This is a genomic window from Afifella sp. YEN Y35, assembly GCF_047553465.1.
Lineage (GTDB): Bacteria > Pseudomonadota > Alphaproteobacteria > Rhizobiales > Afifellaceae > Afifella > Afifella aestuarii.
The window spans coordinates 2,645,351-2,657,921 of the sequence record NZ_CP180203.1; the positions used below are offsets into that span (position 1 = coordinate 2,645,351).

12 protein-coding genes are annotated in these 12,571 nt (G+C 65.7%); 9 read left to right on the top strand and 3 right to left on the bottom strand.

Annotation, left to right across the window (positions count from 1 at the left end; all coding sequences use genetic code 11):
• The first annotated feature begins 16 nt into the window (after positions 1-16).
• Complete coding sequence (locus tag ACK8CP_RS12580) at positions 17-1,039, top strand: AraC family transcriptional regulator (protein WP_414832028.1); 1,023 nt, start codon at positions 17-19, stop codon at positions 1,037-1,039.
• A 124-nt stretch (positions 1,040-1,163) separates the two neighbouring features.
• On the opposite strand, the gene ACK8CP_RS12585 is transcribed toward ACK8CP_RS12580, so the two are convergent.
• The gene (locus ACK8CP_RS12585) at positions 1,164-1,529 is read right to left on the bottom strand and encodes an MmcQ/YjbR family DNA-binding protein (RefSeq protein ID WP_414832029.1); all 366 of its coding nucleotides are present in this window, start codon (positions 1,527-1,529) and stop codon (positions 1,164-1,166) included.
• Positions 1,530-1,773: 244 nt separating this feature from the next.
• Here ACK8CP_RS12585 and ACK8CP_RS12590 point away from each other — a divergent pair, with 244 nt between their 5' ends.
• The 8 genes from ACK8CP_RS12590 (at position 1,774) to ACK8CP_RS12625 (ending at position 9,945) form a co-directional block, all read left to right on the top strand.
• Positions 1,774-2,532 carry a CerR family C-terminal domain-containing protein gene (locus tag ACK8CP_RS12590; RefSeq protein ID WP_414832030.1) on the top strand — a complete coding sequence of 253 codons (759 nt, stop codon included), beginning with the start codon at positions 1,774-1,776 and terminating at the stop codon, positions 2,530-2,532.
• A gap of 1 nt (position 2,533) precedes the next feature.
• Positions 2,534-3,514 carry an HlyD family secretion protein gene (locus tag ACK8CP_RS12595; protein ID WP_414832031.1) on the top strand — a complete coding sequence of 327 codons (981 nt, stop codon included), beginning with the start codon at positions 2,534-2,536 and terminating at the stop codon, positions 3,512-3,514.
• Positions 3,511-4,458 (top strand): ATP-binding cassette domain-containing protein, encoded by a 948-nt coding sequence (locus ACK8CP_RS12600; RefSeq protein WP_414832032.1) that lies wholly within the window; start codon positions 3,511-3,513, stop codon positions 4,456-4,458. Before ACK8CP_RS12595 ends, ACK8CP_RS12600 begins: the two co-directional genes overlap by 4 nt.
• A gap of 1 nt (position 4,459) precedes the next feature.
• A complete protein-coding gene (locus ACK8CP_RS12605) occupies positions 4,460-5,593 on the top strand; it encodes an ABC transporter permease (protein WP_414832033.1) in 1,134 nt (377 codons plus the stop codon).
• A 122-nt stretch (positions 5,594-5,715) separates the two neighbouring features.
• A complete protein-coding gene (locus tag ACK8CP_RS12610) occupies positions 5,716-6,603 on the top strand; it encodes a MipA/OmpV family protein (protein WP_414832034.1) in 888 nt (295 codons plus the stop codon).
• Positions 6,604-6,685: 82 nt separating this feature from the next.
• Positions 6,686-8,101, top strand: a complete 1,416-nt coding sequence (locus ACK8CP_RS12615) for a glutamine synthetase family protein (RefSeq protein ID WP_128292212.1) — start codon at positions 6,686-6,688, stop codon at positions 8,099-8,101.
• Positions 8,102-8,124: 23 nt separating this feature from the next.
• Complete coding sequence (locus ACK8CP_RS12620) at positions 8,125-9,399, top strand: NAD(P)/FAD-dependent oxidoreductase (RefSeq protein WP_414832035.1); 1,275 nt, start codon at positions 8,125-8,127, stop codon at positions 9,397-9,399.
• Between the two features lie 60 nt (positions 9,400-9,459).
• Positions 9,460-9,945, top strand: coding sequence for a DUF4112 domain-containing protein (locus tag ACK8CP_RS12625; RefSeq protein ID WP_414832036.1), 486 nt, complete (start codon positions 9,460-9,462; stop codon positions 9,943-9,945).
• Here ACK8CP_RS12625 and guaD read toward each other — a convergent pair.
• Positions 9,942-11,282 carry a guanine deaminase gene (gene guaD / locus ACK8CP_RS12630; protein WP_414832037.1) on the bottom strand — a complete coding sequence of 447 codons (1,341 nt, stop codon included), beginning with the start codon at positions 11,280-11,282 and terminating at the stop codon, positions 9,942-9,944. The two genes, ACK8CP_RS12625 and guaD, sit on opposite strands and share 4 nt — an antisense overlap.
• Complete coding sequence (locus ACK8CP_RS12635; RefSeq protein WP_414832038.1) at positions 11,276-12,502, bottom strand: urate hydroxylase PuuD; 1,227 nt, start codon at positions 12,500-12,502, stop codon at positions 11,276-11,278. The genes guaD and ACK8CP_RS12635 overlap by 7 nt, the downstream gene beginning before the upstream one ends.
• Positions 12,503-12,571: the final 69 nt, after the last annotated feature.

Here is a 12,571-nt window from a genome sequence, read left to right on the forward strand (position 1 = left end):
AGATGCGGAGACCCGGTTGCAGAATGATCGCGCGTCCGCCTCTTCCGACTGTCCGTCCGAACAAAAGGGGCCGCCAACCCCGGACCCGCTGTCGGATGTTCTTCGTGCAGTCCGGCTGACGGGCGGCGTGTTTCTCGATGTGCGCCTGACGGCGCCCTACAGTGTCGTCACGACACTGATGGCGGAGGATTGCCGCTCGATCCTGCAGGATCCGCTGCAGCTGATCTTCTTCCACGTCGTCCTCGCCGGATACATGCTCCTGCAGATCGAGGGTGAACCGCCGCTGGAGGTGGAGGGCGGCGAGGTCGTGCTTCTCACCCACAACGACGTGCATACGCTTTCCAGCGCTCCCGGGCTTGCCCCCATCGACGGGCAGAGCCTCATGCGCCTGTCCGAAGGCGGCGGCCTGACCCGCATCGTGCATGGCGGCGGAGGCGAAGAAACGCATCTCATTTGCGGCTTCCTCGGCAGTTCGGAGGCGATCAACCCTGTCTTCGCGCTCCTGCCCCGCGCCCTCAAGCTCGACCTCCGGCAGGCGGCCTCACGCGAATGGGTGGAGAGTTCCGTGCGCTTCGCGGTCGCCGAGCTCGTCGAGGGCCGCCTCGCCTCCTCCGGCGTCATGTCCCACCTCTCCGAGGTGCTGTTCGTGGAGGCGGTGCGCCATTTCCTGGAGCGCCGCGAAGATCATGCCGGGTGGCTGCGGGGCTTCCAGGATCCGCACATCGCTCAAGCGCTCGCCCTGATTCACCGAGATGTCCGCACCGAATGGCTGACGGCCGATCTCGCCCGCGCCGTCGGCATGTCACGCAGCACCTTCGTCGAACGTTTTACCGACCTCCTCGGCGTCCCCCCGATGCGCTACCAGAGGCAATGGCGCATGCAGCTCGCCTGTCAGCAGCTGCGCGAGGGGCGTCCTGGCATCAGTCAGATCGCCTACGACGTCGGCTACGATTCCGTGGAAGCCTTCAGCCGCGCCTTCAAGCGGGTGATGGGGACGACACCGGCCGATTGGCGGAAGGCGTCGAAGCGCCCGGCGTGATGCACCGTCCCGCCCTCCCGCAAATGCCGAGCTCGCACTCTGGATCGATTTCCGCCGGCCTCGCCGGCCAGCCGACCGCACCCGAAATTCTGCGCGTTCAATCCTCTGAGTGGGGATCCAACCGTCACGTCTCCTGCAGATCGAGGCCGAGCTCCTTCTGCTTTTTCTTCGAAAGCCCGTTGGCCACCAGGCGGTGAGAGGCGCGGAGATAGGCGCGGAGGTCTTCGTCGGAGAGGCCTCGCGCAAAATCCTGGATCCAGGTGAGGCCGCGCGAGGCGAGATAAGGCGCCGGGCGCAGTCCCGGCTCCTCCTTCAACATCTCGAACGAGATCTCCGTCGTCTTGAAGGTGAAGGCCGGCCGCTCCTCGTGCCAGCCGCCGATCGCAAAGACCTTGCCGCCGACCTTCCAGACATCCGCCCCGCCCCATTGCACGACATGGGTCGTGGCCGGCAGCGCCCTGCAGAAGGCGTTGAATTCCTCGTAGGTCACATCCCGCCTCCTCTGGTGGCGGCAACCGCCGTCTCTGCTCGCAGGTGCCACTGCCGTCCGGCTCCCCGGTGGCGGCGACCGCCCTTCCTGGGCCCCGGCTAGCATGTTCCGCGGGCCTGCGCAGCCACGACATGACGTATTCAAACGAACGTTTGACTTAAACGATCGTTTGATGGATGATTACCCCTAGATCAAAGGCCGGAAAGTCCTATCCATGAGCAGAAACCCCGTGTCGCAGCCTCCCATGCTGCAGCCCCCCATGCTGCAGCCCAAGGAAGGCGTTCGCCGGCCGAAATCCTCGGAGAATGCCGCCGGCGCATCCAGGGCGCCGGCGAGCCCGGCCAACGTTCCGGGCGACACGACGCGCGAGCGCATTCTCGATGCGGCCCTGGAGCTTTTTGGCGAGCGCGGCCTGCATGCCGCCTCGGTGCGCGATGTCGCCAAGCTCGCCAAGGCCAATGTCGCCGCGATCTCCTACCATTTCGGCGGCAAGGAGGAGCTCTATCTCGCCGTCGCCGGCCATGTCGCCGCGATCATGGGAAGCCGGATCGCGGAACGCGCGCCGCAGATCGTCGACGCCGCCCCGCCCGCGAACCCGCAGGAGGCGCTTGCCCATCTGGAGCTCGCGTTCGACACGATCGTCGACGTCATCGTCGGCCACGAGGACATGCGCCGCGTCTCCCGTTTCATCCTGCGCGAACAGATGAGCCCGACGGCGGCCTTCGACATCATCTACGCGCAGGTGATGGAGCGCATGCACCGCACGGTGTGCCTCAATTTCGGCGTCGCCACCGGGCTCGATCCCGACAGCGAGACCGTGCGCCTCAGAACCTTTCTCCTCATCGGCCAGGGCATCTTTCTGCGCGTCGCCGAGGCTGTGGTTCTGCGCCGGCTCGGGGCCGACCGGTATACCCCATCGCTGCTCGACGAGATCAAGGCGATGCTCCGGACGCATCTTCATCTCGTCGTGACGGAGTTGCGCGGCCGGAAGGGGGAGGCATGAGATGCGTGTCGCCGGTGCCCTTTTCGTCGTCCTTGCAGCTGTCGCGACCCTGTCCGCCTGCGGGCGTGCCGGCGAAGCCGATGCGCCGTCCCTGCAAGGCTATGTCGAAGGCGACTTCGTCTATGCGGCGCCGGAAATCGCCGGGCGCATCGCCGACATAGAGGTTCGGGAAGGGGCGCAGGTTGAGGCCGGGGCCCTCCTCTTCACGCTCGACCGGCAGACGATCGAGGCCGAGTTGCGCCAGTCGGAGGCGGAACTCGCCGCCGCCGAGGCCGAGCTCGCCGACCGCCGCGAGGGGCAGCGGCCCGTCGAACTCTCCGTCATCGAGGCGCAGATCGACAAGGCCCGCGCCTCGCGCGATCAGGCGGAAAAGGAGTTTCAGCGCCAGCAGGATCTCTTCCAGCGCGGCGTCATCGCCAAGGCGCGCCTCGACCAGGCGAGCGAAACCCTGTCCGTCGCCGAAGCCCAGCTTGCCGAGGCCCGGCGTCAGAAGGACGTCGCCACGCTGCCCGCCCGCAAAGCTCAGATCGAGGCGGCGGAGCGCCAGGTCGAGGCGGCGCGCGCCGGCGTCACTCAGGCGAAGACCAAGCTTGCGAAGACGAATGTTCGCGCGCCGGAGGCGGGCCTCATCGACGATGTCTATTACCGCCCGGGCGAGGTGGTCGCAGCGGGCGAGCCCGTGCTCTCGCTTCTGCCGGAGAGCGAGCGCAAGATCGTCTTCTTCGTGCCGGAACCGCAGCTCGCGCAGCTGCCGCACAATGCCAAAATCGCCATCTCCTGCGACAATTGCCCGGCGGGCCTCACGGCACGGGTGACGCGCGTCTCGGCGGAAGCGGAATTCACCCCGCCGGTGATCTTTTCGGAAAAACGCCGCGGCAAGCTCCTCTTCCGCGCCGAGGCGCGGCCGGTCGGAGACACGGCACGCCTGCGCGTCGGGCAGCCGGTCGATGTGCGCCTCGTCGCTGCGGAGCCCGGATCATGAGGTCGGGCACCAGCCAAAGCGATCGCGCCCCCGTCATCGAGGTCGAGGATCTCACCAAGCGCTTCGGCGGCAAGGCGGTCGTCAAGGACATCGACCTTGAGATCGCGCGCGGCGAGATCGTCGGCTTTCTCGGCCCGAACGGCTCCGGCAAGACCACGACCATCCGCATGATCTGCGGGCTTTTGCATCCCGACGGCGGCAGCGGCACCTGCCTTGGCTACGACATCCTGACCCAAGCCGAAGAGATCAAGCGGCGCGTCGGCTACATGACGCAGCGCTTCTCGCTCTACGAAGACCTGACGATCGAGGAAAATCTCGTCTTCGTCGCCCGCCTCTACGGCATGACAAACGTGCGCAAGGCGGCCAAAGACACGCTCGACCGTCTCGGCCTCGCCTCGAGGCGCGACCAGCTCGCGGGCACGTTGTCCGGCGGCTGGAAGCAGCGCCTCGCGCTTGCCGCCTGCACCATGCACACGCCCGAGCTCCTTCTCCTCGACGAGCCGACGGCTGGCGTCGATCCGAAGGCACGGCGCGAATTCTGGGACGAGATCCACGAGCTCGCAGAAACGGGCCTCACCGTCCTCGTCTCCACGCATTACATGGACGAGGCGGAGCGCTGCCACCGCATCGTCTATATCGCCTACGGTACCATCGTGGCGCGCGGCACGGTCTCAGAGATCATCGACCAGTCGAAGCTCACCACCTTCATCTTGAGCGGCAAAGGCGCCCCGGCGGCCGCCAAAGCGCTGACGGGGGCAAAGGGCGTCGAACAGGTGGCGCCCTTCGGCAGCGAGGTGCATGTCGTCGGCTCCGATGCGCAAGCGCTCAAAACCGCGATCGATGCCGTCAAGAGCGACCACGACATCGCCGTGCGCCAGGGCGAGACGACACTCGAAGACGTCTTCATCCGCCTGATGAGCCAGGCCCAGGCGCTGGAGGGGTGAGATGGGCCTGATCTCGCTCTCCCGCATCAAGGCGGTGCTCCTCAAAGAAGTCATCCAGATGCGCCGCGACCGGCTCACCTTCGCGATGATCATCGGCATCCCGATCCTGCAGCTCATCCTCTTCGGCTATGCCATCAACACCGATCCGAAGATGCTGCCGACGGGCGTTCTCGTCCTCGACGGCGGGCCGGTGTCACGCGCCATCGTCGCGGGCATGGAAACCTCCGGCTATTTCGACATCGCCGCCCCGCTCGCTCGCGAGGCGGACGCGCGGGCAGCCCTCGAAGACGGCTCGCTCTCCTTCGTTCTCACCATTCCGCAGAATTTCGAGCGCGATCTCGTGCGCGGGCTTTCCCCCGAAGTCGTCGTGGAAGCCGACGCGACGGATCCCGCCGCCTCCGCCAACGCGCTCGCCGCCATGCCGGAGATCGTCAGCCGCGCCATCGCCCATGTCCTGAGCGGCCCGCTCGGTTCAAAAGGCGCACAGGCGCGCGGCGCCGACGTCATCATCCACCGGCTCTACAATCCGGAGGGCATCAGCCAGTACAACATCGTACCGGGCCTTCTCGGCACCATCCTCACCATGACCACGACTTTGATGACGGCGCTCGCCCTCACCCGCGAGATCGAGCGCGGCACGATGGAGAACCTCCTCTCCATGCCGGTCAAACCGGTGGAGATCATGATCGGCAAGATCGTGCCCTATATCGGCCTCGGCCTCATCCAGGTCGTCGTCATCCTCGCCGCTGCGCTCATGCTCTTCAACGTGCCGATGCTCGGCAATTATCTCGCCCTTCTCGTCGCCGTCACCATCTTCCTCGCCGCCAATGTGACGCTCGGCTACACCTTCTCCACGCTCGCCCGCACGCAGCTCCAGGCGATGCAGATGACGTTCTTCTTCTTTCTGCCGTCGATCCTTCTTTCGGGCTTCATGTTCCCCTTCCGCGGCATGCCGGAATGGGCGCAGATCCTCGGCAATGTCCTGCCGCTCACGCATTTCCTGCGCGTCGTGCGCGGCATCATGCTGAAGGGCAGCGACCTCTCCTTCGTCTGGCCGGAAATCTGGCCGATCCTCGCCTTCCTCGGCGTCATCGCCACGCTCGCCCTCATCCGCTTCCGCAACACCCTCGACTGACCCCGGGCGCGACCAGGCTCTGCGGCATGAGGCGTGGCCGCACCGCCACGGTTTCCGAAAAAGCCCATCGCCGGACGATTCGTTTCTTTGCTGTGCAGCGTGGAGCCGGTAGCGATTGTTCCATGCAAGAGCTTGGCGACATCATCGAGAATTCGGCCGACAGACCAGCCGACAGATCCGGGAAAACGCGGCGGGTTCACCCGCGCGCCGCGATCCGTGCGTTCGCAGGCAGTGTCCTGGCGGCGTTCATCGCCGCCTCGTCGGCCACCTCGCCCGTTGCCGCGCAGGAAACGCCCATTCCCGCCGAAAAGAGCAGCCACGATCTCATTCTGGAGCTCGGCGCCGGCGCCTCGGTCCAGCCCGCCTATGAGGGCGCGGACGATTATACGGTCCAGCCCCAGCCCTTCGTCGCCTTGCATTATCTCAGCCTGCCGGTCTTCGGCGAGTTCGGCGGCAAGCCGGAACAGGGGCTTTCGGTGAGCCCGTCCTTCCGCGTCGTGCGCGAGCGTGACGACAGCGATTATTCCAAGCTGCGCGGCATCGGCGACGTCGATACGGCGGTCGAGCTCGGCGGTGCCGTCAAATACCGGTGGAACGATCTCGAAGCCTATCTCGCGCTGCGCCGCGGCGTGACGGGCCATGACGGCTTCGTCGGCGAGACGGGCGTCAATCTCGTGACGCATCCGACCAACAAGCTCGAAATCACGGCCGGTCCCCGGCTTTCCTTCGCCGATGCGGAATATCTGCAGACCTATCTCGGCATCACGCCGGAGCAGGCGGCGGCCTCGGGGCTTGCGGTCTTCGATCCCGACGGCGGCATCAAAGGTGTCGGAGCCTCGCTCGAAGCGCGTTACGCCTTCACCGAGAATTGGTCGGTCGTCGGGCAGGCCAGCTACGAGCGCCTCGTCGGCGATGCTGCGGATTCGCCGATCACCGATGTCGGCAGCGAGAACCAGTTCACGGCGGCTCTCGGCCTCACCTACAAATTCGGTCTCGACCTCTTCGACTGAGCTGCGCCGGCGGCCGTTTGACCGCCCATTCGTCGAGCTTCGCCTTCGCCTCATCATCGGGTATGAAGGGGGCGAGGTGATCATGACCGAATCGCACAAAGCCACGGCCACGCCGACGGACCCGGAAACCTCTCTCCGACGCGGCGTCGCCAACAGTGAAGAAGCCCGGCGCTGGTGCCGGGAACGGGCCATCGAAGACATCGAATGCATCGTGCCGGATCAGGCCGGTGTCGCCCGCGGCAAACTGATGCCGACCGGAAAGTTCTTCGACGACAAGCCGATGACGCTGCCCGCGGCGATCTTCACCCAGACCATCACCGGCGATTATCCGGACCGCGACGAAGAGGAATACGCCGAATCGATCACGGACGGCGATCTCATCTTCCGCCCGGATTTCTCCACCCTCGCCGTCGTGCCCTGGGCGTCCGACCCGACCGCGCATGTCATCCACAACGCCTATCACCGCGACGGGCGCCCGGTGGAAGTCTCGCCGCGCCGGGTGCTGCAGCAGGTCATCCAGCTCTACAACGACGCCGGCATCCAGCCGGTGGTGGCGCCCGAGCTCGAATTCTATCTCGTCAAACCCAATCTCGATCCGGACTATCCGCTCGAGCCGCCGGTCGGACGATCCGGGCGCACGGAGCGCGCCCGCCAGGCCTATTCGATCTCCGCGGTCAACGAGTTCGAGGCCCTCTTCGACGACATCTACGAATTCTCAGAAGCCCAGGGGCTCGAGATCGATACGCTCGCCCACGAGGCGGGGACGGCGCAGATGGAGATCAATCTGCGCCACGGCGATCCCGTCGAACTCGCCGACCAGGTGTTTCTGTTCAAACGCACGATCCGCGAGGCGGCGCTGCGCCACGAGATGTACGCGACCTTCATGGCGAAGCCGATTGCCGCCGAACCCGGCTCGGCGATGCACATCCACCATTCGGTGGTGAGCCTTAAGACGGGCGACAACATCTTCTCCACGCCCGACGGCGGGGCCAGCAAGGAATTCCTCTATTATATCGCCGGCCTGCAGACCTACATTCCGCGCGCCATGGCGATGATGGCGCCGTTCGTGAATTCCTATCGCCGCATCACGCCGCACACCTCGGCGCCGATCAACATGCGCTGGGGCTACGACAACCGCACCGTCGGGCTGCGCGTACCCCTCTCCGATCCTGCGGCGCGTCGCGTGGAAAACCGTGTCCCATCCTCCGACGCCAATCCCTATCTCGCGATCGCGGCCTCACTCGCCTGCGGCTATCTCGGTCTCGTCAACAAGCTCGAGCCGGACGAACCTGCGGCCGGCACGGGCTATGACGCGCCCTTCACCCTGCCGCGCTCCATCCTCGATGCCGTCCAGCTTCTGGAGAACACGCCGGAACTGGTGGAAATCTTCGGCAGCCCCTTCGTCAGCATCTATCGCGGCATCAAGGAAACCGAATACGAAACCTTCATGGGGGTGATCAGCCCCTGGGAGCGTGAATACCTCCTTCTCAGCGTCTAACCCCTCCAACCTTCGAGCGAGCCGTGCCGCGGCCTTTCCCGCCCTCCTGGTACCATCTGACAGCAGGTGACCGCCCCGAAAGGCCGACGCTCTCGGGGCAGACGGACGCCGATGTCTGCATCGTCGGCGGCGGCTTCGCGGGCCTTTCCGCGGCCCTGCATCTCGCCGAAGCGGGGACGCGGGTCGTGCTGCTGGAGGCGGACCGCCTCGGCTACGGCGCGTCGGGGCGCAATGGCGGACAGATCCATTCCGGCCAGCGCCGCGACATTCTCTGGCTCGAAAAGCATTACGGCTTCGAGCGCGCCAAGGCACTCTGGCAGGTCGGCGAAGAGGCAAAAGCGCTCGTGCGCAGCCTTGCCGCCCGCTTCGGCTGCAAGATCACCAACGGCCTCATCGACGTCTTCCACCGGCCGGACGACGAAAAGGAAAACGCCCATTTCGTCGAGACGCTGCGGGAGCGCTACGATTATCCCGACATCGAGGTCTTGAGCCGTGAGGAAGCGGCAGCGGCCGTCGGCTCGCCCTCCTATTACGGCGGCTGTCGCGACACAGGCGCCGGCCATCTCGACCCTTACGCCTTTCTTCTCGGCCTCGCCGGCGCGACCGAGGCCGCAGGCGCCCGCCTTTACGAAGACAGCCCCGCCCTCTCCCACAGGAAAGAGAACGGGCGGTTTCGCGTCCAAACACCGTCCGGCGAGGTGACGGCAGAGCGCCTCATCGTCACCACCAACGGCCGTTCAGGTCCGTTCGAGGCCGTCACCCGCGGGCGCACCGTCGGCGTCAACAGCTTCATGGTGGCAACGGAACCGCTCGGAGATCTCGAAAACACCGTTCTGCCCGGCGGCGAATGTGCCTCCGACAGCTATTTCGTCATCTGCTACTGGCGAAAATCGGCGGACGGTCGTCTCCTCTTCGGCGGCGGCGAAAGCAGCGCCGGGCGCATCCCCTCCGACATCGGCAGCTTCGTACGGCCGCATTTCCTGCGCGTCTATCCGCAGCTGAAAGACGTCAAGATCGCCCATGGCTGGGGCGGCGTCGTCTCGATCACGCCGGCGCGCATGCCCTTCATCCGCGAGATCGCGCCGGGCGTCATGACGGCCGCCGGCTTTTCCGGCCAGGGCGTGGCGCTCGCGCCCTATGTCGGCAAGCTCCTCGCCGAAGAGGCGCTCGGCCGCGCACCGCAGGAACTCGCCCTCTACACCGACTTGAAGGTCGGCCGCGTGCCCGGCATCACCGCGCTCCGCCGCGCCATGGTGAGCCTCGCCATCTGGCACGGCCAGCTCGTCGACCGGTTCTGAGCACGGCGCAAAGCGAAGACGCTTGCGGGAACACGCAGAAGGCGAGCGCGTTACGGCTTCATGGACCACACCGCTTCATCTCGTTTCGACACCGGCTTCGACCACGCCTCGTCGCGCAACCGGAGCGCGGTCGAGATGGAGCGCGAGCTCAAGCAGCTTGAATCGCTGGCACGGCTCATGGACGCGCGCTTCGGCGTGCCGGGCTTCCGTTTCGGCTTCGATTCCGTGATCGGCCTCATCCCCGGCATCGGCGATGCGGCGGGCGGCGTCATCTCCGCCTATCTCATCTACCGTGCCCACCAGCTCGGCGCCGACACGGATGTGAAGGCGAAGATGGTGCGCAATGCCGGCTTCGACTTCGCGCTCGGCCTCGTGCCCCTCGTCGGCGATCTCGGCGACGTCTACTTCAAGGCCAATCTGCGCAATGTCCGGCTTCTGACCGAGCATCTTCGGGAAAAGCACGGCATCGGCATGGTCGATGTGACCGGCGATGCCCGCCTGCGCGACGTGACCCCGAAGAATGCGACGGCGAAGAAGCGCCGCTAAGCGTTGTCGGAACTGTAAGCGGGCGCACCCATCAGATAGGTCGCCGCGACCGCCCGATCGTCGCCCAGCATCATCAGCACGAAGAGCTCTTCAAACAGCGTCTCCACCGTCTCCATGCGCCAGCGCATGGCCGGGGTCGCGGCGCTGTCGAGGACCACGACATCGGCCTCCATTCCCGGCCGAAACGTGCCGATGCGGTCATCGAGGCAGAGCGCCTCGGCATTGCCGAGCGTCAGCATGTGAAAGGCCTCGAACGGCGTCAGTCTCTGCCCCTTGAGCGCCAGCACCTTGTAGAATTCCGAGACCGTCTGGAGCATCGAATAGGAGGTGCCGCCGCCGATATCGGTTGCGACCCCGATCTTCACCGCCGGTTCGGCCGCGCGCATGGCCGCCAGATCGAAGAGACCGGAGCCCAGGAAAAGGTTCGAGGTCGGACACGAGATCGCGGAGGCCCCGGCCTGCGCCAGCGCCTGGCGTTCACGCTTAGAGAGATGGATGCAATGGCCGAACAGCGCCTTCTTCCGCACCAGCCCGTAGCGTTCGTAGACGGCGGTATAATCCTCAGACCATGGAAAATCGCGGGCGACGGTTTCGATCTCCAGCGTGTTTTCCGACAGATGCGTCTGGATGTGCATCTGAGGATATTCCGCGGCGAGCGCGCCGGCCGCCTCGAGCTGCGCCTCCGAGGAGGTGACGGCAAAGCGTGGCGTGATCGCATAGGAGAGCCGGCCGCGCCCGTGCCATTTCTCGATCAGCGCCTTTGAATCCTCGTATCCCGTCTCCGGCGTATCGAGGAGCGCGTCCGGTGCGGCCCGGTCCATCATCACCTTGCCGGCGACAAGCCGCATGTCCCGCTTGAACGCCTCGGCGAAGAGCGCGTCGGCGGATTCTGGATGCACCGAGCCATAGACCGCCGCCGAGGTCGTGCCGGAGCGCAGGAGCTCGTCGAGAAGGAAGGTCGAGGCCGCCGCGCAAATGCCGGGATCGGCATATTTCTGCTCCTCGACAAACGTGTATTTCTCCAGCCATTCCAGAAGATGCGCGCCGTAGGAGGCGATCACCTGCGTCTGCGGCATATGGAGATGCGGGTCGATGAAGCCCGGCATGACGAGATGCGGGCGGTGATCGGCAATGACGGCATTTTCGGGCAGCGTCGTCGCGAGCACGCCCGCTTCACCCACGGCCGCGATCCGCCCGTCCTTCAGAACGAGAAGCCCGTCCTCGAGATAGCGCACGGCCTCGCGCTCGCCGGCGAGATAGGGATCGGCCTCAAACCACAGAAGCCGGCCGCGGATCGCGTCCAACCGGCCCGGCGCGGGAGATTCCGTGCTCACCATGTCGTCCGGCTTCCGATCCAGGCGGCGAGCGTCTGCCGCTCCTCGGGGCTGATCACCGCAACCCCCGGCGGCGGCATGGCGGTCGAGCGCACCGCCTGCATGTCGATCCTCTGCCAGTTGCGGGCGACCTCTTCCGGCGTGTCGAGAAGCACGCCCTTCGGCGCCGTGTGAACCCCTTCAAACAGCGGCTCGGCGGCATGGCACATGGAGCAATGCCCCATGACGATCGCCTGCGCGTCGTCGAAATGCATCGAGGCCATCAGAGCGAGCTCGGGATCCTTGTCGATCCTGGCATCCGCCGCCTCCTGCGGCCCGTAGCCCGGAAAGCGCGACAGCGCCACGATCGCAGCAACAAGCACGGCCACCACGACCCAGGGCCACCAGAGCTTCCGGCCCGTCCGATGCATCGTGTTGAAGAAATGCCGGATGAGCGCGCCCGTCGGCAGCACCAGAATGGCGATCAGCCAGTTCCACTCCGTCGCGAAGGCGAGCGGATAATGGTTCGACAGCATGAAGAAGAGGACGGGCAGCGTAAGATAATTGTTGTGCAGCGAGCGCTGCTTCGCCGCCTTGCCGAGATGCGCGGCCGGCTCCCGCCCGGCCTTCAGATCGGCGACCACGATCTTCTGGTTCGGAATGATCACGAAGAAGACGTTCGCCGTCATGATCGTGGCGATGAGCGCGCCGCAATGGATGAAGGCGCCGCGCCCGGAAAAGACGTGGCAGAAGAGGAAGAAGGCCACGACCAGAAAGACGAAGAGCACGACAAAGAGAAGCGTGTCGTGGCGCCCGAGCGGCGAGCGGCAGAGCCGGTCATAGGCGAGCCAGCCGGAGCCGAGACCGGCAAGGCCGATCAGAACCGCGCCCCATTCGGGAATATCGGCGACCGACGGATCGATCAGGAAGAGCTCGGCGCCGAAATAATAGACGATAAAGAGAAGCACGAAGCCGGAGAGGAAGGTGAAATAGCTCTCCCATTTGAACCAGGTGAGCTCGTCCGGCATGAAATGCGGCGCCACGGCATATTTCTGCATGTGGTAGAAGCCGCCGCCATGCACCTGCCAGGCCTCGCCGGTGACGCCGTCCGGCAGCCCGTCACGGCGCCTGAGGCCGAGATCGAGCGCGATGAAATAGAACGACGAGCCGATCCAGGCGATCCCGGTGATCACGTGCACGAAGCGCACGGCAAGGCTCAGCCATTCCCAGACGATCGCGCCCATTCCGTCTCCCAATTGCGCACGGATGGGCTCGATGCGAACCCCGTCCCCATCCGTCACCGCCTCCCAAGG

Bases quoted from the DNA above. Each gene is read 5' to 3' on its own strand.
- ACK8CP_RS12590 (WP_414832030.1), top strand. From the start codon at position 1,774: ATGCTGCAGCCCCCCATGCTGCAGCCCAAGGAAGGCGTTCGCCGGCCG.
- ACK8CP_RS12595 (WP_414832031.1), top strand. From the start codon at position 2,534: ATGCGTGTCGCCGGTGCCCTTTTCGTCGTCCTTGCAGCTGTCGCGACC.
- ACK8CP_RS12600 (WP_414832032.1), top strand. From the start codon at position 3,511: ATGAGGTCGGGCACCAGCCAAAGCGATCGCGCCCCCGTCATCGAGGTC.
- ACK8CP_RS12605 (WP_414832033.1), top strand. From the start codon at position 4,460: ATGGGCCTGATCTCGCTCTCCCGCATCAAGGCGGTGCTCCTCAAAGAA.
- ACK8CP_RS12610 (WP_414832034.1), top strand. From the start codon at position 5,716: ATGCAAGAGCTTGGCGACATCATCGAGAATTCGGCCGACAGACCAGCC.
- ACK8CP_RS12615 (WP_128292212.1), top strand. From the start codon at position 6,686: ATGACCGAATCGCACAAAGCCACGGCCACGCCGACGGACCCGGAAACC.
- ACK8CP_RS12625 (WP_414832036.1), top strand. From the start codon at position 9,460: ATGGACCACACCGCTTCATCTCGTTTCGACACCGGCTTCGACCACGCC.
- guaD (WP_414832037.1), bottom strand. From the start codon at position 11,282: ATGGTGAGCACGGAATCTCCCGCGCCGGGCCGGTTGGACGCGATCCGC.
- ACK8CP_RS12635 (WP_414832038.1), bottom strand. From the start codon at position 12,502: ATGGGCGCGATCGTCTGGGAATGGCTGAGCCTTGCCGTGCGCTTCGTG.